Origin of the sequence: Microbulbifer sp. TYP-18 (genome assembly GCF_040932045.1) — a bacterium.
In the GTDB taxonomy this organism is placed as follows: domain Bacteria; phylum Pseudomonadota; class Gammaproteobacteria; order Pseudomonadales; family Cellvibrionaceae; genus Microbulbifer.
Window position 1 is genome coordinate 396128 of sequence record NZ_JBFRBC010000002.1, and the last position, 20398, is coordinate 416525.

Here is a 20398-nt window from a genome sequence, read left to right on the forward strand (position 1 = left end):
CGGAGCGATTGTCGCACCCGGGAATATCCGAACCACTTATCACAGGATTCGAGGTGACCATGACTGCCGATAAACGTCACGACCCCAGCCGCAGGATTACTGCACCCCGCGGTACTGCGCTGAATGCAAAAAGCTGGCTGACAGAAGCGCCACTGCGCATGCTGATGAACAACCTGGACCCGGACGTCGCCGAAAGGCCCGAAGATCTGGTGGTCTATGGCGGTATCGGCCGGGCCGCACGGGACTGGGAGTGTTTCGACAAAATTGTCGAGGTGCTGAAACGCCTGGAGGACGACGAAACCCTGCTGGTGCAGTCCGGTAAACCGGTGGGTGTGTTCAGGACCCACGCCGATGCACCGCGGGTACTGCTGGCCAATTCGAATCTGGTGCCGCACTGGGCTACCTGGGAACACTTCAACGAGCTAGATAAAAAGGGGCTGGCCATGTACGGCCAGATGACCGCCGGCTCCTGGATCTACATTGGTTCCCAGGGCATAGTGCAGGGCACCTACGAAACCTTCGCCGCCGTTGCGCGCAAACATTTCGATGGCGCCGCCGCGGGCAGGTGGATTCTCACCGGCGGCCTCGGCGGCATGGGCGGCGCGCAGCCACTGGCGGCCACCATGGCGGGTTTTAGTATGATCGCGGTGGAGTGCGATGAGACCCGTATCGACTTCCGCCTGCGCACCGGCTACCTGGACCGAAAAGCGACCAGCCTGGACGAGGCCCTGAATATCCTTGCGGATGCCAGGGAAAAGCAGCAGGCGGTGTCCGTGGGCCTGCTGGGCAACGCCGCGGAAATTTTCCCGCAGCTGGTAGAGCGCAATATCACACCGGATTCCGTCACCGACCAGACTTCCGCCCACGACCCTCTGAACGGCTACCTGCCCAGGGGCTGGACCCTGGAATACGCGGCCCAGATGCGCAAACAGGACGAGGCCGCAGTAGTGAAGGCGGCCAAGCAGTCCATGGCAATCCAGGTGGAGGCCATGCTGGAGCTGCAGCGGCGCGGCGCAGCCACCCTCGACTACGGCAACAACATCCGCCAGATGGCCCTCGAGGAAGGGGTGCAGAATGCGTTCGATTTTCCCGGATTCGTGCCCGCCTATATCCGCCCTCTGTTCTGCGAGGGCATTGGACCCTTCCGCTGGGCCGCCCTCTCGGGCAACCCGGAGGACATCTACAAGACCGATGCCATGGTGAAGGCACTGATACCGGACAACCCGCAGCTGCACAACTGGCTGGACATGGCCCGCGAACGCATCCAGTTTCAGGGTTTGCCGGCGCGTATCTGCTGGGTGGGCCTGAAGGACCGCGCACGGCTGGCCCTGGCGTTCAACGAAATGGTTGCCAGCGGCGAGCTGGAGGCGCCGGTGGTCATAGGTCGCGATCACCTGGATTCCGGATCCGTAGCCAGCCCCAACCGCGAGACGGAGGCGATGCTGGACGGATCCGACGCGGTGTCCGACTGGCCTCTGTTGAACGCGCTGCTGAATACCGCCTCGGGCGCCACCTGGGTTTCCCTGCACCACGGCGGCGGTGTGGGCATGGGCTTTAGCCAGCACGCCGGGGTGGTGATTGTCTGCGACGGTACCGAGGCCGCGCGCAAGCGCATCGAGCGCGTGCTGTGGAACGACCCGGCCACCGGCGTGATGCGCCACGCCGACGCCGGCTACGACATTGCCAAAAACTGCGCTCGCCAGCTGGACCTGGATCTGCCCATGCTGAACGGCTGATTCAATTTTTGCCCGCAAGCACGAAGATATAATCGAACACGTATTTTTCGGTGAAAATATTTATGTATCAACTGGAAATAGATCCCGGCCAGCTGAGCCTGGCGCAGCTTCGCCGCGCGGCCCGCGAGCCGGTCAAGCTCTCTCTGGCCCCCAGTGCCTACACCGCCATCGAGGCATCGGCGGCGACAGTGGCGCAGGTGATCAGTCAGGGCCGCACTGTCTACGGCATCAACACCGGTTTCGGTCTGCTGGCCAACACCCGTATCGAGCAGCAAGACCTGGAGACTCTGCAGCGGGCCATTGTTTTAAGCCACGCTGCCGGCACCGGGGATTTTATGCATGAGGCCACGGTGCGCCTGCTCATGGTGTTGAAAATCAACTCTCTCGCGCGCGGATTTTCCGGAGTGCGCCCGCAAGTCATCGAAGCTTTGATCCAACTGGTCAACGCCGGTGTTTTCCCGGCGATTCCGGAAAAAGGCTCGGTGGGTGCTTCAGGTGACCTGGCGCCACTGGCCCACATGAGCGTGGTGCTTCTGGGGGAGGGGGAAGTCTTTATCGACGGCGCGCGCAAACCCGCGAGCGAGGGACTGAAAAAAGCCGGGCTGGGCCCCCTCACACTGGCGCCCAAAGAGGGCCTCGCGCTGCTGAACGGCACCCAGGCTTCCACCGCCTTCGCACTGCTGGGACTGTTCGCGGCGGAGGATCTGTTTGCCGGCGGACTGGTCACCGGATCCCTCACCCTGGAGGCGGCCAAGGGCTCCCGCCGCCCGTTCGACGATCGCATCCACGCCGCCCGCGGCCAGCTGGCACAGCGGGATGTGGCGGCCAGCTACCGCGACCTGCTGGGTGACAGCAGTGACATCGGCAAGTCCCACGAGGACTGTGAAAAAGTGCAGGATCCCTATTCGCTGCGCTGCCAGCCACAGGTGATGGGCGCCTGCTTACAGCAGATCCGCTGCGCCGCCGAAGTGCTGCTGGCGGAGGCCAACGGTGTATCCGACAACCCCCTGGTGTTTACCGATGGCGCCCAGCCGGAAAATTCCGACATTATCTCCGGCGGCAACTTTCACGCCGAGCCGGTGGCCATGGTGGCAGACAACCTGGCCCTGGCGCTGGCGGAAATCGGCGCCCTCTCGGAGCGGCGCATGGCCCTGCTGATCGACACCAACCTGTCCGGACTGCCGCCCTTTCTGGTGGACAACGGCGGTGTCAATTCCGGCTTTATGATCGCCCAGGTAACATCGGCGGCCCTGGCCAGTGAGAACAAGTCCCTGGCCCATCCCGCCAGTGTGGATTCGCTGCCCACATCCGCCAACCAGGAGGACCATGTATCCATGGCCACCTTTGCCGGGCGGCGCCTGCGGGATATGGCCGACAACACCTGCGGTATTCTCGCGGTGGAACTGCTGGCTGCCTGCCAGGGACTGGATTTCCGCGCACCGCTGAAAACCACGGCCAAACTGGAGCAGGCCAAGGCACTGTTGCGCGCGCGTGTACCCTTTTACGACAAGGACCGGTATTTCGCGCCGGATATTCAACAGGCCAAGCAGTTACTCGCAGGCTCAGAATACCGGGGTTTTGTGGCGGAGGATCTGCTGCCGGGAAATCAGTGATGGTTGTCCAGCCGCGAGGCTGAACCCAGACTCTCAGAAGGCGCCAGTTTCTGCTGGCGCCTTTTTTTTGCATGAAATAATTTCCACGCCACAAATTTCTTCAGCCCCGGATCCGCCCCTTCTTTCCCCCAAGCGCCTGTGCGATGCTGCCCTGGTAAAAAAATAGGAAGCACCTGCAAGCAGACAAGGAATTAGTGATGAAGCGACCAACAATAAATCGATTGAGATTTTTAGGGGCCCTCTCCATTGCCGCTTTGCTCTCGGCGTGTGCGCCGGACAAACAGACCGATGCCAACAAAAAAGAAGAAACCGGAATAAACACCGAACAAACAAAATCCACAGCGCAGGCTCCGCCCCTCATTGACCGGCAATTGTTATTCGGCAACCCGAGCCGCTTTCAGGGGCGACTGAGTCCGGACGGGAAAATGATGAGCTTTCGCGCTCCCCTGAACGGAGTGATGAATCTCTGGGTAGCACCCGCCGGCGACATAGACTCGGCGAAGCCGGTCACGCGGGATACGGGGCGCGGTATACCCAGCCATTTCTGGGCACTGGACAGCCGCCACCTGCTGTATATCCGCGACCGCGATGGCGACGAAAACTGGCACCTTTACGCCGTAGATCTGGACAATAACAAAATCACCGACCTGTCTCCGTTCGACGGTGTGCAGGCGCAGATGGTCGCGCAGAGCGAAACCCACCCGGGTACAGTTATTGTGGGCATGAACGACCGGGACCCGCGCTGGCACGATCTCTATAAAGTCGATCTGAAAACCGCCGGGCGCGAGCTGCTGCAGGAAAATGACGGCTTCGCCCAGTTTTTTCTGGATCACGACCTCAAGCTGAGGCTCGCTACCGAATCGACGCCCAGTGGCGGCTACCGCGTATACGAATTTGCTGACGACGACTGGCTGGAAGTGTTCGAAGTGGATTTCGAGGATGCACTGACCACACACATTCTCGGGTTTGATGGCGACAACACTGGATTTTACATGCTCGACAGCCGCGGGCGGGACAAGGCGGCACTGGTCCACTATGCGCTGGACAGCGGCCACAAGGTTGTTATCGCCGAGTCGAACAAGGCGGATATTGCCAATGTGCTCATGCATCCGCGCAGGCACCTGCCAATCGCCTACGCCATTAACTTCGAGACCAATGCCTGGATTCCCCTGGACGGCGCCTACACCGAGGACTTGGCCACTCTGGAAAAACAGGTGCGCGGTGACTTCAACATCCTCGGCTCCACCCTCGACGCCAGCCAGTGGGTTCTGTATACCGATAGCGCTGCCGCAGCGCCCCGGTACCAGGTTTTCGACACCCGCGATAATACGCTGTCGACGCTGTTCACCACTCACCCCAAACTAGCGACACTGCCGCTGGCGAAGATGTACCCGCTGGTCCTTTCCGCGCGCGATGGCAGGGATCTGGTGTCCTACCTGACCCTGCCGGCTGATCTCGACCAGGGCGGCAGCCTGGCGGCGCCGATACCCATGGTGCTGCTGGTGCACGGCGGCCCCTGGGGGCGGGACAGCTTTGGCTTCGACCCCGAGGCCCAGTGGCTGGCCAATCGCGGCTATGCGGTGCTGCAGGTCAACTTCCGCGCATCCACTGGCTTTGGCAAGGGGTTCGTCAACGCCGGTAACGGCGAGTGGGCCGGGGCCATGCACAATGATCTGGTGGACGCGGTGGACTGGGCCATAGCCGAGGGCATTGCCAGCCCGGATGAGGTGGCAATTATGGGTGCCAGTTACGGTGGCTATGCCACCCTGGTGGGGCTCACCTTCACACCGGAGAAATTCGCCTGTGGTGTGGACGTAGTGGGGCCGTCCAGTCTCAACACATTGATCAGCTCGATACCACCCTATTGGGAGAGCTTCCGCTCCACCCTGCATGCCGCCGTGGGCAATCCGGATACGGAAGAGGGGAGAAAGCTGCTGACGGAGCGCTCACCCCTGCATCGCGCGGACAAAATTGTGCGCCCCCTGCTCATCGGCCAGGGCGCCAATGACCCCAGGGTGAAGCAGGCGGAATCGGATCAGATAGTAGCGGCGATGAAAGCGCGGGAGATTCCGGTAACTTATATTCTCTATCCGGATGAGGGACATGGTTTTCAGAAGCCGGAAAACCGACTGTCTTTTTTCGCCGCCGCGGAAGCCTTTTTATCCGACTGCCTCGGTGGCCGCTACCAGCCGTTCGGCGATGACCTGAAAGGCTCCAGCGTACAGGTGGTGCACGGTGCCACCTTTATCCCAGGACTGCAGCGGGCATTGATGAACTCGAAGATACTCGCCACCAATACTGTCGAGGACACCGATGAATAACCATCTCCCCCGGGCCCAGTAAAGGACACCAGCAGACGCCCAGTGGCGGCGCCCCACTGCCAATTGCGGATCGGTGGGGTCCGCCTCCCCACGACACTAAGCTAGGGCCTGTTGCGGATACAAACCAGCCGTATCCGCTCCCGGTGACGGCTCTTTTTGAGCCCGAACCCGCAGGGTGAGGGAGTAACCTGGGCGAAACACAAAAGATGAAATTCACGCCAACAGTGCTAGGCTGAAAGTAGACGCTGTACCCGCCGAAAGGCGTGGAGGTCTGTAGTGAAGCGACGATCCGAGCAGTTGCTGGTGACGGGCGCCGGGCGCTTGATATGGCAGCGTTCCAACCCGTCATTCATCTCGCTGTGCCCTATGGGAGCGGCCCTGGCGGCGCCGGCAGTGTCACCAGGGCTCATCCGCCCTATTCCACAGGCTGTTTCTGCCCAGGCACACTTCCCGTCAACCAAACCCTGTGCGGCGGCAGCTACAAGCCAAACAGTCTCAACACACCCCATCACCATGCGGCCTCCATTGGCGCGGCCGCGATTCCTGTGAACTCACTTCCCGGCGGCCCCGGAAAGGACCGCCTTATCCAACCGAGGGCGAGCGGCGAGCAGTAGCCGCAGGGAATGCCGTCATCAACGGAGATGTCCCACGGGAGATACTGCTATGAACAGAGAGCTTAAAACGGTGCTCATCAGCACCACTGTATTTGCAGCGCTGGGCCTGGGAGCCTGTGCCTCGGATGGCTATTATTCCGGCAGTTATTATGCGCGCGGTTACTCGTCGAGCTACCCGAGCTATTACTACCGCAGCCCCTACGCCTACCCCTCGAGCAATATTTCATTTTACTATTCTTCCCCCCGCTACTATCGCTACCGTACCTACCCGGCGTACCGCTACTACTATCGCCACGGCTACCCGCGCTATCGCTACTACCATCACCACGGCTACCGCGGGCACCGTTACTACCGCTCAAGCCGTTACTATCGCGCCCGTCCCCACTACAGCCGGCCCTACCGCGGAGCCCATCGTCCACGACGGTAGGTTCAAGAGCGCACTCTTCGGCCAGCCTGACCACCTGTAGGATGCGGTCGTGGGACCGCGCAACAAGTGGCAGCCCAGTGCGGCAAGGGACACTGCCGCCGCTGGCTGGAGCTAGGGAACCTCTGATTAAGTCAGTGCAATCTCAGGCATTGCGTCGAGTTCGCCAGTTAGGCGCAGTCGCGCAGGAATGCTGGCCGCCTTTCAAGCGGCTGCAACGCAGCGGGCGGACACGACGGAAAGCCCCGTAGGGCGGGCCTGTGGCGCCACTTGGACTGTGTTGCTGCGCTCATCAAGGACAACCAGCCTTGACCTTCGCGCAGCGCCTTGCCAAGCGGTGCCACAGGCTCCGCTGAGACAGTACTGACTTAATCAGAGGTTCCCTAGGGTCTGTTGTTGAAAAAAATCGCCACTGAATTTTCTCGCTCAGGTTGCGGCAGTTTCCCCACTCCCAGCAGTCTTTCCACGAATATAGTTCCCACCACCGGGTAATTTCACCACACCCGCCGGCGGTCCTAACCCACCTGGGCAGGAACGGCTCCCGGGCAGGATACTTTCGTTATTCTACCGGGCGGGTACAATCGCCCTCCCGTGCCCTGCTTGTCCGGCCGTGCCGGCATGGCCCGGCGCGCATGCACTGCCACCCGCCGGCTGCGAAACTTGAATGCGGGTCGCAAACCCCGCTATAGGGTCCGGTGGTCCCGGTAACTGCTATCAGGAACAGAAAATGCTGCTCGCTTCCCTCGCTATCATTACCGGGTTCATCCTGCTGGTCTGGAGCGCCGACCGCTTTGTAGAGGGCGCCGCGGCTACCGCTACCCACGCCGGCGTACCTTCGCTGGTGGTCGGTATGGTGATTGTGGGTTTTGGCACCTCTGCGCCTGAAATGGTGGTATCCGCCATCGCCGCCCTGGGTGGCAGCCCGGGACTGGCGCTGGGCAACGCCTACGGCTCCAACATTGCCAACACGGGTCTTATCCTGGGTTTTACCGCTCTGTTTGTGCCACTGATAGTGCACTCAAAAATAGTCCGCAGGGAGCTGCCGCTGCTACTGGCCATCAGCTGTCTCACCGGTGCCTTCCTGTGGAATGGTGCTCTGCAGCGCTGGGAGGCCCTGATCCTGCTGGCGGGCTTTGTCGGCCTTATCGGCTGGACTATTTACGCAGCGCTAAAGGGCAAGGGCGATGTGCTGGCAGGTGAGGTGGAAAGAGAGCTCCAATCCCACGTGATGCCCCTGGGCTGGGCGATTTTCTGGGTCCTGGGGGGGCTGGCACTGCTGATCATCAGCTCCCGGCTGTTGGTGTGGGGCGCGGTATCTATCGCCGAGGCGCTCGGGGTCAGCGATTTGATTATCGGCCTGACCATAGTCGCGCTGGGAACGTCACTGCCGGAACTGGCGGCGACAGTGGCGGCAGCCCGCAAAGGGGAGTTCGACATTGCGGTGGGCAATGTGGTGGGCTCCAACATGTTCAACCTGCTGGCGGTAGTAGGCATTGCCGGTGCCATAGCGCCTATGGACTCGGTACCGCCGGAAGTGCTGTCCCGCGATTGGCCCACGGTAGTGGGTCTGACCCTGCTGCTGTACCTGTTTGCATACGGCTTTCGCGGCCAGGGGCGAATCAACCGCTGGGAAGGTGCAGTGCTGCTGCTGGCATACTGCACCTATATGGGCTATCTGGTGGTAACCGTGGGCCGAGCTGCGGTTGCCTAGCAGGCTGTTGAAATTGGAAGAATTTCGACGCCTGGTACCGGAATATGGATGTTCCGGCAAAATCGGCGGCGCCTAAGTCGTTGATTTTGGGAGAAAAGTGAAAATCACATTTTTTGCTTTTCGTGCGCTGAAACAGGCAGGATGCCCTTTTCAACAACCTGCTAGGGCCTTCTCTCAAACCGGGCCAGACGTACCCTCAGTCGCTCAATCTCCTCCAGTAATTCCACTGCCAGTGCTGCACCGGCCAGGTTGATACCCAGGTCCCGCTCCAGGGTACTGGCGCGACGCACCCGCCGCACACTGATACCACTGAAGCGCCAGAGCGCCTGGGATCTGCCCTGGGGCTCTATAACGCCTTCCTCCACCAATGCCAATATATACTCAGCCGATAGGCCGCAGGCGCGGCAGAGTTCACTGAGGCTGAGCTGACTCTGTTCATCGAGGATTGCGGCAGCCTTTGTCTGGTCTTTATCTGACGGCATCTCTATCTCCTGTCAGCTCCGCAGCCCGCTGCGCGGGTCATATTCAAAAGCCTGGCTAAATTGCCGATAGGCATCTTTTTCCGCCTCACTGTGGGCCGGTGGCGCCACCGTCTCCAGCACCACATACATGTCCCCCGGCTCTGCCGCGGGTATTCCACGCCCTTTGAGACGCAGTTTGCGCCCGTTGGCGCTGTTTGGTGGAATGGTCAGGTTAACCGGGCCATCCGGGGTGGGCACCTCCACTTTGGCACCCAGCGCAGCCTCCCAAGGCAACACTGGCAGATCCAAATAAACTGTCTTGCCCTCGACGCGATACAGGCTGTGAGGGGTAAAGGTGACTTCCAGGTATAAATCGCCCCGCTTACCCGAACCAATTCCCGGTTCTCCCTGGCCCGCAAGCCTGATCTGCTGCCCCTCGGTAACCCCCCGGGGAATTTTCACCTTCAGCTTTCGCTCTACTGTATGCGGGCGCCCATCCTCGCCCCACTCGGAATGCTTGAGGGTGATCTGCCGGGTCGCACCACCGTAACTGTCCTCCAGCGCTATGGCGATGCGGGCGTAAGTGTTTTCTCCGTGCGCGTGGAACTGGGGCTGATGACCGCCGCCGAAGCCCTGCGCGAAACCGCCCGCTCGGCCGAACAAACTCTCGAAAAAGTCACTGAAAGCACCCGGGTCCGCTTCCGTATAGCCACCGCCATGAAATTCGAAACCTGCATCCCAGCCCGGCGGCGGCCGAAATTCCTGTCCGGAATGGTAGCTACTGCCAAGCTGGTCGTAAGCGGCACGTTTCTCCGGATCTTTCAGGACCTCGTAAGCCTCGTTGACATCCTTGAAGCGGTCCTCCGCCTGTTCTTCTTCACTGACATCGGGATGATATTTACGCGCCAGTTTGCGGTAGGCGCGCTTGACTGTCGCCTGGTCTGCGTCGCGCTCCAGGCCCAGAATCTTGTAGTAATCCTTATACTCCATGAGACGTCGCCAATCCCCATGTGAAAATATTCACCCGCAGTCCCTAACCCGTTCCGACCGTCGACAGATTTGCAGCTAAAGTTTTCTGGGAAGGGCCGCGCTCCACCCGGTCATGGCAAGGATAGCCTTTCGCCGGCAAGCAAAGGAAGAAATACCGCCTCTGAGTCTGAAACCCTGTGCGACTGCGTGGAATGGAACCCCTGCCAATGGCTTGCATTGCCCTCCGCCTTCGGCGACACAACCCCGTGAACAGATCCCCCGGACGATGAAACACAACCTGATCCTGAATACCGACAGCTACAAGGCGAGCCACTATCTCCAGTACCCGTCCGGCTCCGAGTATGTGAGCAGTTACATAGAGTGCCGGGGAGGGCAGTTTCCCGAGGCGGTCTTCTTTGGCTTGCAGGCTTTTGTGAAAGAGTACTTGCTGCAGCCTATTAGCACAGCGGATATCGCTGCAGCGGAAACGCTTCTGCATCAACACGGGCTGCCGTTTCACCGCGCCGGCTGGGAGCATATCGTCGCAGCCCACGGCGGTCTGCTGCCACTGGAAATCTCCGCAGTTGCCGAGGGCACACCGGTTCCATCGCACAATGTGATGCTGCAGATGGTGAATACCTGCCCGGCCTGCTTCTGGCTCACCAGCTATATGGAAACCGCTTTATTACGCGCCATCTGGTACCCCACCACGGTGGCCACCCAGAGCAGGGAGATCAAAAAGCGCATCGCTGGTTTCCTGCGCGAGACGGCCGACAATCTGGAGGGACTGCCGTTCAAATTACACGACTTCGGTGCCAGAGGTGCCACCAGTCAGGAATCCGCCATGCTGGGCGGCATGGCGCACCTGGTGAATTTCCAGGGCACCGATACGGTAGCGGGACTGGTGGCAGCCCGCCGTTTCTATGCCGCGGACATGGCAGGCCACTCCATTCCGGCCGCCGAGCATTGCACCATGACCGCCTGGGGCAGGGAGCGGGAAGTCGATGCCTACGCCAATATGCTCGACCGGTTTGCGGGGCCGGGTAAAACCCTGGCCGTGGTGAGCGACAGCTACGACCTCTGGCATGCGATCGAAAACCTCTGGGGTGGCAAACTGCGCAGCCGCGTGGTCAACACTGGCGGAACTCTGGTGTTGAGACCGGACTCCGGTGATCCGGTCGCCATAGTGACTGAAAGCCTGGAGCGACTGATGCGTATCTTCGGCTTTTGCGAGAATACCAGGGGTTACCGGGTACTGCCGGACTTCATCCGGGTAATACAGGGCGACGGCGTATCGCGTCACTCCATACCCAAAATCCTTCAGGCGATGAAAGAGCGGAAAATCAGCGCTGACAATATCACTTTTGGCATGGGCGGCGAACTGCTGCAAAAACTCGACCGCGATGTCATGAACTTCGCCATGAAGGCCAGTGCCATCCGCATAAATGGCCACTGGCAGCCCATCTACAAGGACCCAGTCACCGATCCGGAAAAAAAATCCAAGCGCGGACGCCTGGCACTTACCGTAGATGACCGGGGCAAGTTGTATACAGTGGCTGCGACTGCTCTCGGTGGGCGCAATAATCTGCTGAGGCCGGTGTTCCGAAACGGGACCCTGCTGATAAGCACGAATTTTGCGGAGATTCGACACCTTGCTCGAATCGATCAATGAATACCCGTCGACCGACCTGTCCGAAAACTTTAAGCGATATGAGATACAAAGAAAGAATAAATTTCAGAAATTTGTCGAACACTTATTGAGCAAAATCCACTTTCCCATCATAGATGCTTTCGCTCAAAACTCAGGAGGAGGAAAGCACACCAAGTTTATCGTCGTATTTTTTGATATACCCCTATAGACTATTGGTTGATTTGACCTACCAGCACGAATTGTCCTATCAGCCAGGATATCCAGGCTAGCGACAGTTTAGTCACAGAAAATGCCTTTTTATGTGCATATTTGGTGCTGTACCAGATTAAAATTAAACCGAAATCGTAAAACTGTGCAAAAAAAACGGTCTAATTTTATCAACGATAATTGGGTCCAGCTACTTTTACAGATTCATTAGAAAATTAAGAAACTCCAAGACTCGATTTATTAGTTGCTTTATGCGCCAGTTAATTAAAATAAATTCATAATTAAAAATTACCAACTGTAAACAATTTGTTAACCTAGTCGCATTCCTATAGCTATAGAGTTTTTGGCGGTGGTACAGAAAAAATACTGGTGATAGGCTCGTGTTCGCCGTCGAATTAATCGCGGTAACGATAGACCCCATAAATAATAAGATTAGGAATACGACTATGAAAAAAATACTATTGGCATTTCTACTGGTTGCAGCCTCCATGTCTGCACTGCCTGCGTTCTCTGCAGATATGATATGCAACCTGAATGTACAGCAGCCTGGGGGAACCGTCATTGGCAATGGCACCTCCCACTGTTTTGGACTGGACTTTAGTTTTGGCGGCTCGACCTCAGGGACTTGGACTATTACCAATATTATGAAGCCTGTTGATCGAATTCGTTGGACCAAAGGCTGCAGCTCCGGCCTTTCATGTGGAGTAACCGTCTATGCCTATACGGCCAATGAGGGAGAGGCCTATATCCATTACGATGACGGCAGTATCGAACTGGTAGAAGCCACCATGTTTTACGAAACTGGATATTAAACTTAAGAATAGGAATACGACTATGAAAAAAATACTATTGGCAACCCTATTAGCAATAGTCGCACTGCCTGCCTTCTCAGCAGATATGGTATGTCACTTGAGTGTGCAACCCGGGGGCAATGTGTTTGGCAATGGCACCTCCTCCTGTTTTGGAATAGATTTTAGCTTTGGCAATTCGACCACAGGAAGCTGGAGTATCGTCAATATTACCAAATCTATTGATCGAGTTGTCTGGACTGACGGATGCAGTTCTGGCTTATCATGTATAGTTAATGTACCTGCCTATTCCATACAAAGGGGAAAGGCCTACATCCACTACGATGACGGCAGTATCGAATTTGTAGAAGCCACAATGCATTACGAAACCGGACATTAAGCTTAAGGAGTGGCGCCGATACTATTAACCCACAAATTCAATAAATTACTGGGTTAATACGGTACAGGGATGTACCACTTCCGGCCATATATAGAATCGGTAAGGTGTATTGGGTTTCAACCCGACAGTTGTGTTAACCGCCGACAGAATCACTGCCCATTACAGTCTGTGTGCTGTCGGCGTTGAGGATATTGGCAAAGAGTAGCTATCCCTGGTCATTTCCTATCCCCTCACCGACCACCACGCAGCCGCTCCAGGATTTCCCTACTCGGGTAGCCCTGTACTTCGGCGCCCAGGCTTTGCTCAAACACCCTGATCGCCTTGCGTGTCGCAGGTCCGGCCTTACCGTCGATCTCTCCATCGTAGAAGCCTTTTTCCCGGAGCAGTTTTTGTAGCTCTTCAACTTCGGTGCTATCAATAGGCGTAAACGGTCGCGGCCAGTCGTGGACCAGTCCACTGCCACCACCTATCTGATCTCCCAGCAGTCCCACGGCGGTGGCATAACGGTCCGAGTTGTTGTAGCGCTTGATCACACGAAAATTCTTTAACATCAGGAATGCGGGGCCATCAGGTCCCGCCGGCAGTTTGAGTTCGGCTTTATCGGCAGGACGAGGAAACGGCTTGCCATTGGCACGGCGAACACCTAGCTTTTGCCACTCCGCCAAAGTACGCCGCCCGGCCGGTAGTTTGCGGTTTGGGATAACCACCTCGTAACCCCAGGTTTCGCCGGTGCGCCAGCCATTTTTTGCCAGCAGGCTGGCGGCGGTAGCCAACGCGTCGGGGACCGAATTCCAGATATCGCGCCTGCCGTCACCGTCGATATCCACCGCATACGCCAGGTAGCTGGTGGGAATAAATTGTGTGTGGCCCATGGCGCCAGCCCAGGAGCCCACCAGGTGCCCCTCGTCAATATCTCCGCTCTGGAGAATCTTCAGGGCGGCGATGAGCTGTTGACGCCCAAACTTACTGCGCTTCGGATCCGCATAGGCGAGGGTGGCAAGGGAGCGGACCAGGTTTCGCACAACCTCCTGATTGCCGAGAATCGCACCATAGCTGGACTCGATGGACCAGATGGCCAGCAATATATCCCGGTCTACACCAAAACGCCGCTCTATCCTGTCCAGCCACGGCTTCAGCTCCTCGCGTTTCTGTCGCCCCTGTTGAATCGCCCTTTGCTGTACCCGGTTGTCGAAGTATTGCCAGACCGGTGCCTTGAATTCCGGCTGATAATTGGCCTTGTCCAGTACCCATTGGTCAGGCGTATTGACGCCGGCAAAGGCGCGGTCGAATACTTCCGGAGTAATACCCTGACTCAGGGCCTCCTTGCGGAACTGCCGCTTCCACTGCTCGAAACCTTGATCTGTACTGGCGACAGTCACCGGGGAGACAAAGGCAAGCAGGATACAGAACAGCTGGCATGGCCAGGATAATGAGCGGAACATAACTACTCCTGTGGCGATTGATTGCCGTCATAGAGTAGGGCGATTGGCTGCAAATCGAAAGCCGGAAGGCGCTATAAGTGCGCGGATTGGAAACCGGGCTGTGGATGAATGGTGGCTCAGGGAATCACGAACAACAATACTGCCAGGAAGTGCAGCACCGCACCTGCCAGAACGCACAGATGCCAAATGGCGTGGTGAAACGGCATGCTTCGCCAGAGGTAGAAAACGATACCGCCGGTGTAGCAGAGCCCCCCCAACAGCAGCAGCCACAGGCCGCCGGGCGCCAGACTGCCCAACAGCGGTTCTATCGCCAGCAAGACCACCCATCCCATCAATGCACTGAGGGTGATCGAGAGGGCCCGCACTTTTTTCAGCGGCGTAAACTGAATCACCAGTCCCGTAAGCGCCAGGCCCCAAATAATCCCGAATAGCCACCAACCCCAGGAACCCAGCGAAAACCCCACATCGCGCAAAGTCACCAGGGTAAACGGCGTGTAACTGCCGGCAATCAGCAAAAAGATGCTGACGTGATCCAGGGTGCGCAGCACGCGCTTGGCGGGGGCGTGGGTAATACTGTGATACAGGGTTGAGGTGCCGAAACAGAGTATGAGTGTCCCCGCATAGATACTGCAGCTCACCAGGTGCCAGACATCGCCCTTTAATGCGGCGAAGGCGCAAAGCACTCCCAGTCCGGCAATGGCCAGCAGTACGCCTATACCGTGGCTGACGCTGTTGGCGATCTCCTCCGCGAGGCTGTAGCGTGGCGCCAGAGCACCGGCATGATGGCTGGACATGGACATCTCTCTAGGGCCTGTTGACACTAATTTCTCTTTGGCAGTCAGACAGACCTGTCACGACCCAGTAATGCCGCCAGTGAAAACCGACGAATAAGTGGGACTGCCAGTTGGCGGTAGCTTGGGGTCCGCGGCGTGACCATAACCCACAAGGCAGTTCCATAATGGACACTGTTTGTCAGCGCCGCAAGCACAACGGCCGACCGGTGATTCATCGGCTTTCAGCGCCTTTCGACTTAGCCACCTGAAGAAACAGGGCTGGCGGCCCCAGCGAGGTCATTCACTGGGGCTGTGGATCCCCATGTCGCAGAGGGCGGATGAGGCCCGCACTATGGTTTCACTGCGGTCGGGTCCGGTGGAGACAATATCGATAGGGGCACCGACCAGTTCTTCGATACGGGCGATATAGTCCCGCGCTGCTTGCGGAAGCTCCGATTCCCGGCGCACCCCGCAGGTGCTCTCACTCCAGCCGGGCATGGCTTCGTAAACCGGCTCCACCCCCTCCCAACCGGCGGCATCGAAAGGTACGGGTACATCCTGACCGGCGCTGTCGCGGTAACCGACACAGATTTTTACTTCCTCAAGGCCGTCCAACACGTCCAGCTTGGTGAGGCAGAGGCCGGAAATACTGTTGATGCGGATGGCGTGGCGGACAGCCACGGCGTCGAACCAGCCAGTGCGGCGCTTGCGACCGGTGGTAGCACCGAATTCGTGCCCCTTTTCCCCCAGGTGCTGGCCGACATCACACTCCAGCTCGGTGGGGAAGGGCCCACTGCCCACACGGGTGGTGTAGGCCTTGGTGATGCCCAACACATAGTCCAGATAGAGGGGGCCGAACCCGGAACCGGTGGCGGTTCCTCCCGCGGTGGTATTGGACGAGGTGACATAGGGGTAGGTGCCATGATCTATGTCCAGCAGCGAGCCCTGGGCCCCTTCGAACAAAATATGGTCGCCGCGCTCCCGCGCACAGTGCAACTGGTCGGCTACATCGGCAATCATCGGCACCAGTTCACGACGCCAGACTTCGGCCCGGGCGAGCGTTTCCCGAAAGCTCACCGGTTCCTCCTGGTAGTAGTGGGTGAGGATAAAATTGTGGTACTCGAGCAGCTCCTGCAACTGGGCACAGAAGCTGTCCCAATTGCGCAGATCCCCGAGACGCAGTCCCCGGCGTGCCACCTTGTCTTCGTAGGCGGGGCCTATGCCGCGCCCGGTGGTGCCGATCGCCTTGGCACCGCGCGCCTTTTCCCGCGCCTGGTCCAGTGCCACATGCACCGGAAGAATCAGCGGGCAGGCGGGAGACAGACGCAGGCGCTCGCGTACCGGCACACCTTTCGCTTGCAGCTCGTCCATTTCCACAAGCAACGCTTCCGGCGACAGCACCACACCGTTGCCAATCAGGCAGGTCACACTGGGGCGCAGAATACCGGAGGGAATCAGGTGTAAAACGGTTTTTTCGCCGTCGATCACAAGCGTATGGCCGGCGTTGTGACCACCCTGGAAACGCACCACCAGGGCCACTTTTTCCGTCAGCAGATCGACGATCTTACCCTTGCCCTCATCGCCCCACTGGGTACCCAGCACCACTACATTTTTGCCCATCTACGCAAATCCCACCGTTAACGCATTAGCTCGTTGACCCGGCCGCTGGTATTGGCAGCCGCGGATTGTCGCCCTTGAAAACCTGTGCAATTACGCGGAATTGCTTGAGCTTCAATGACCTGTGCCGCACTACTTCGGCAACTTAATTCAGCGTCGGGTTAATAGCTGACCCAGATGCACACCCCAGGCGCTGCAAAGTTCGGCACTCCACCACCAGCCTCGGGAAATCCCTGGTCAGCTCTGCGGCTCTACCCGCCATTCACCACCCTCAAGGACCAGTTTGCGCTCGCAACGGGCGCAGAGTTCATCTGCACCGCCATCCGGCAGGGCGCTGATCACTACCTCGCCGCGCTCGCGCAACGCCTGTACCGCATGCCACAGCTCTTCATCCTCGGCCGCCGGCGCAAGGATGGCACCACGCTCCGGCTCCCCGCCGCAACCGAGGGTATTCAGTGCCACCAGGTCGGTACTGAAACCGGTAGCGGCCCGCTCGCGACCGAATACTGCGCCGATACCGTTATAGCGACCGCCGTTGGCGAGGGCCTGACCATAGCCCGGCGTATAGGCGGCGAACACCAGTCCGGTCTCGTAATCGTAGCCGCGCACTTCACTCAAATCGAAGAAGAGTTCCACCGCCGGATAACGCCGCGCCAGGTGGCTGGCAGTCCGACGCAGGTCTTCCAGTGCGCCCCTCAGATCCGCGGGTGCATCGCTGAACAGATCCCGGGCCCGGGCCAGGCAGTCTTCGCTCCCCGCCAGCTGCGGCAGCGTACAGAGCCAGCGGGCACAGCGGGGTTCGGCGACGTTGGCGGCTACCCAGCGCTCAATATCGGCACTGGCCTTGCTCTGCAACAGGGCAAAGAGTTCGTGCTGTTGATCGTCGTCCAGCGCCGCTGCTGTCGCCAGACTGCGGTATATCATCACATGGCCGAGATCCAGATGAATCCGCTCTACCCCCGCGACCAACAGGGATTCCAGCATCAGCGATATCACTTCGATATCCGCCAGCAGGTTGTCGACCCCATACAACTCCGCGCCGATCTGGATGGGCGCGCGGGAGGCCATGGCGGTACGCGGTCGCGTGTGCAGTACCTGGCCCGCGTAGCACAGGCGGTTGGCACCGGTACGGGGAAAGCTGTGGGCATCGATGCGGGCGGCTTGCGGGGTGATGTCCGCACGGATACCCAGGGTGCGGCCGGACAGTTGATCGGTGACCTTGAAAGTGCTCAGGTCTATATCCCGCCCCATTCCGATCAACAGCGAGTCGGTGAACTCCACCATCGGCGGAATCACCAATTCGTAGCCCCAGCTGTGATAGAGATCCAGCAGGCGCCGGCGCAGGGTCTCAATGCTCTTGGCATCGGCGGGCAATATCTCGGCGATGCCGTCCGGCAGCAACCAGCGATCAGCTTGGGTCATGGTAAAAATGACACTTGTTCAACAGTGGTTCCGTCCACCTGGACGGAACGGGGCAAGATGGCACGCGCAGACCCAGCCAACCGGGCCCGGCCCGCAAACACGAAAAAACCGGGCGACGCCCGGTTTGCGCAATTTTAACACCAACTGTAAGCCGGAAGGTAGTGGGCGCTCGAAGCGCCCGTCACTCATTGATCCGTGCCGCCCTCGGAGTCCTTCAGATAGCGGAAGAACTCACTGTCCGGCTTGAGAAGCAGCGTGTCGGCGCGATCGTTGAAGGAATCCCGATAGGCCTTGAGGCTGCGGGTGAAGCTGTAGAACTCCGGGTCCTTGTTGAACGCCTGGGCGTAGATCTTGGCCGCCTCCGCATCGCCGGCGCCGCGCAACTCTTCCGATTTACGGTAGGCTTCGGAACCTATCTCGACCACCTGGCGATCGGCGTTGGCGCGAATACGCTCGCTGGCCTCCTCACCCTTGGCGCGGTGGTCCCGGGCCTCAAGCTCACGGCCGGCGCGCATACGCTGGAATACCGACTCGGAGACCTCCGGCGGCAGATCGATGCGCTTGACCCGCACATCGATGATCTCCACACCCAGGTTGCCCTGTGCCGCCTGGTTGAGATTCTTGGTGATTTCCGCCATCAGCTCGTCGCGCTGCCCGCTGACCACCTCGTGCAGGTCGCGCACACCAAACTGGTTGCGCAGCCGGTCGTTGATCTGCTCCGCCAGCAGCCGTACCGCGTTGCGCTCATCGCCACGGGTGGCCACATAAAATCGATCCACGTCGGAAATACGGTACTTGGCGTAGGAGTCCACCATCATGAATTTGTTTTCGCTGTTCAACATGCGCACCGGACTGGAGTCCACGGTCTGGATACGGGCGTCGAACTTGCGCAACTGGTGCACCAGCGGAATCTTGAAGTAGAGACCCGGTCCATAGTCGCTGCGCACCACCTCGCCAAAGCGCAGCAGCACCGCCTTCTCGGTTTCCTTCACCACAAATGCACTGCTGGAAATCGCCAGTATGGCGAGCAGTAATGCGGCGACAATGATCAGTGTTCTGTTGTTCATAGCTAGCCCCCTCAGCGCACTTCACGGCCGCGGCGACCGTTGCCGGCTTCGCCGCGGAAGCGCTCGACTACACGCCGGTACACTTCGTCAATTACCGCTGGAGTAACATCCTTGGTCTGGGCGGTGCGGTCGGCGGATTCTCTCGCCAATTTGTCCAGGGGCAGGTACATCATGTTGTTACCGCCCTCCACATCCACCATCACCTTGGAGGTATTGCTCATCACCTCCTGCACTGTATCCAGGTAGAGGCGCTCGCGGGTCACCACCGGCGCTGCCTGATACTCCTGCAACAGTTTTTCGAAGCGCACCGTTTCACCGCGAGCCGACTCGACTACACGGGTCTTGTAGGCTTCCGCCTCTTCGATCAGGCGCTGGGCGCGGCCCCGCGCCACCGGAATCACCTGATTGGCGTAGGCCTGCGCCTCATTCTGCAGGCGCACCTCGTCTTCCCGCGCCCGCACCACGTCATCGAAGGCGTCCTGCACCTCGCGCGGCGCCGTGGCGTCGGTCAGGTTGACCACATCGATACGGATGCCGGTCTGATACATATCTAGGTATTCCTGCAGGCGCTTCTGCGTATCTGCGGAAACCTGGGTGCGGTTCTGAGAAATAACACCCTCCAGGGAAGCTGAACCCACCACGTGACGCAGTGCGCTCTCGGTAGCTTCCTGCAGGCTCTTGAGGGGGTCGCGCACGCGCAACACATAGGACTCGGCATCGTCGATATGCCACTGGACCTGCAGTACCACCTCGGCGATATTCGCATCCTCCGTGAGCATTTGCCCGGTGGTCCTCTCGGTCCGCACCTCGGTGACATTGACCTTGGTGACCCGATCGATCAGCGGCGGATTCCAGTGCAGTCCGGCGGTTTCCGTGGAATGGTACTTGCCCAGGCGCAATACCACTGCCGACTCGTTGGCATCCACCTGGTAGAAGCCCCAGAGTCCGTAGAGCACCGCCGCCACTATCAGCACCAGCGCCCAGGGGAAGCGCCCCGAACTGCTGCCGCCACCGGTGGCGGCCGGGCCTCCGCCCCCAAACAAGCCACTCAGTTTCTGCTGCAGCTTGCGCAGCACCTCGTCCAGGTCCGGTGGACCGCCGTTGCGGTTACCGCCACCCCAGGGATCTTTGTTATTACCACCCGGCTCGTTCCAGGCCATTTAATTACTCCAACTCTGATCG

17 protein-coding genes are annotated in these 20398 nt (G+C 59.1%); 8 read left to right on the forward strand and 9 right to left on the reverse strand.

Annotation, left to right across the window (positions count from 1 at the left end):
• Positions 1–59 precede the first annotated feature (59 nt).
• The 3 genes from hutU (at position 60) to ABVT36_RS03825 (ending at position 5670) form a co-directional block, all read left to right on the forward strand.
• Positions 60–1736 carry a urocanate hydratase gene (gene hutU, locus ABVT36_RS03815; protein WP_368455345.1) on the forward strand — a complete coding sequence of 559 codons (1677 nt, stop codon included), beginning with the start codon at positions 60–62 and terminating at the stop codon, positions 1734–1736.
• 62 nt (positions 1737–1798) lie between these two features.
• Positions 1799–3349 (forward strand): histidine ammonia-lyase, encoded by a 1551-nt coding sequence (gene hutH, locus ABVT36_RS03820; RefSeq protein WP_368455346.1) that lies wholly within the window; start codon positions 1799–1801, stop codon positions 3347–3349.
• A gap of 197 nt (positions 3350–3546) precedes the next feature.
• Complete coding sequence (locus ABVT36_RS03825) at positions 3547–5670, forward strand: alpha/beta fold hydrolase (protein WP_368455347.1); 2124 nt, start codon at positions 3547–3549, stop codon at positions 5668–5670.
• Positions 5671–5897: 227 nt separating this feature from the next.
• Here the strand turns inward: ABVT36_RS03825 and ABVT36_RS03830 are convergent, their stop codons facing one another.
• The gene (locus tag ABVT36_RS03830; RefSeq protein ID WP_368455348.1) at positions 5898–6080 is read right to left on the reverse strand and encodes a hypothetical protein; all 183 of its coding nucleotides are present in this window, start codon (positions 6078–6080) and stop codon (positions 5898–5900) included.
• A 253-nt stretch (positions 6081–6333) separates the two neighbouring features.
• Here ABVT36_RS03830 and ABVT36_RS03835 point away from each other — a divergent pair, with 253 nt between their 5' ends.
• Positions 6334–6711, forward strand: a complete 378-nt coding sequence (locus ABVT36_RS03835; protein ID WP_368455349.1) for a hypothetical protein — start codon at positions 6334–6336, stop codon at positions 6709–6711.
• 724 nt (positions 6712–7435) lie between these two features.
• The gene (locus tag ABVT36_RS03840; RefSeq protein WP_367149968.1) at positions 7436–8419 is read left to right on the forward strand and encodes a calcium/sodium antiporter; all 984 of its coding nucleotides are present in this window, start codon (positions 7436–7438) and stop codon (positions 8417–8419) included.
• Between the two features lie 161 nt (positions 8420–8580).
• On the opposite strand, the gene ABVT36_RS03845 is transcribed toward ABVT36_RS03840, so the two are convergent.
• Both ABVT36_RS03845 and ABVT36_RS03850 read right to left on the reverse strand, forming a co-directional pair.
• A complete protein-coding gene (locus ABVT36_RS03845) occupies positions 8581–8901 on the reverse strand; it encodes a chaperone modulator CbpM (protein ID WP_367149969.1) in 321 nt (106 codons plus the stop codon).
• Positions 8902–8913: 12 nt separating this feature from the next.
• Positions 8914–9870, reverse strand: a complete 957-nt coding sequence (locus ABVT36_RS03850; protein WP_368455350.1) for a DnaJ C-terminal domain-containing protein — start codon at positions 9868–9870, stop codon at positions 8914–8916.
• 265 nt (positions 9871–10135) lie between these two features.
• On the opposite strand from ABVT36_RS03850, the gene ABVT36_RS03855 reads away from it, so the two are divergent.
• The 3 genes from ABVT36_RS03855 (at position 10136) to ABVT36_RS03865 (ending at position 12895) form a co-directional block, all read left to right on the forward strand.
• Complete coding sequence (locus ABVT36_RS03855; RefSeq protein WP_368455352.1) at positions 10136–11521, forward strand: nicotinate phosphoribosyltransferase; 1386 nt, start codon at positions 10136–10138, stop codon at positions 11519–11521.
• Between the two features lie 632 nt (positions 11522–12153).
• Complete coding sequence (locus ABVT36_RS03860; RefSeq protein ID WP_368455353.1) at positions 12154–12519, forward strand: hypothetical protein; 366 nt, start codon at positions 12154–12156, stop codon at positions 12517–12519.
• A gap of 22 nt (positions 12520–12541) precedes the next feature.
• On the forward strand, positions 12542–12895 hold the full coding sequence (locus ABVT36_RS03865; RefSeq protein WP_368455354.1) for a hypothetical protein: 354 nt from the start codon (positions 12542–12544) through the stop codon (positions 12893–12895).
• Positions 12896–13125: 230 nt separating this feature from the next.
• On the opposite strand, the gene ABVT36_RS03870 is transcribed toward ABVT36_RS03865, so the two are convergent.
• The 6 genes from ABVT36_RS03870 to hflK all read right to left on the reverse strand — a co-directional run bounded on the left by ABVT36_RS03870 (position 13126) and on the right by hflK (position 20376).
• Positions 13126–14337, reverse strand: a complete 1212-nt coding sequence (locus ABVT36_RS03870; protein ID WP_368455355.1) for a lytic murein transglycosylase — start codon at positions 14335–14337, stop codon at positions 13126–13128.
• A gap of 116 nt (positions 14338–14453) precedes the next feature.
• Positions 14454–15131, reverse strand: coding sequence for a hemolysin III family protein (locus ABVT36_RS03875; RefSeq protein ID WP_368455357.1), 678 nt, complete (start codon positions 15129–15131; stop codon positions 14454–14456).
• Positions 15132–15407: 276 nt separating this feature from the next.
• Entirely contained in the window at positions 15408–16730 is a 1323-nt protein-coding gene (locus ABVT36_RS03880) for an adenylosuccinate synthase (protein WP_368455358.1), read from the reverse strand.
• A 234-nt stretch (positions 16731–16964) separates the two neighbouring features.
• Positions 16965–18149 carry an ATP phosphoribosyltransferase regulatory subunit gene (locus ABVT36_RS03885; protein WP_368455360.1) on the reverse strand — a complete coding sequence of 395 codons (1185 nt, stop codon included), beginning with the start codon at positions 18147–18149 and terminating at the stop codon, positions 16965–16967.
• 185 nt (positions 18150–18334) lie between these two features.
• Complete coding sequence (hflC, locus tag ABVT36_RS03890; RefSeq protein WP_368455361.1) at positions 18335–19216, reverse strand: protease modulator HflC; 882 nt, start codon at positions 19214–19216, stop codon at positions 18335–18337.
• Positions 19217–19227: 11 nt separating this feature from the next.
• Positions 19228–20376: an FtsH protease activity modulator HflK gene (gene hflK, locus ABVT36_RS03895; protein ID WP_367149978.1), complete on the reverse strand. Its 1149-nt coding sequence runs from the start codon at positions 20374–20376 to the stop codon at positions 19228–19230.
• Between the last annotated feature and the right edge of the window lie 22 nt (positions 20377–20398).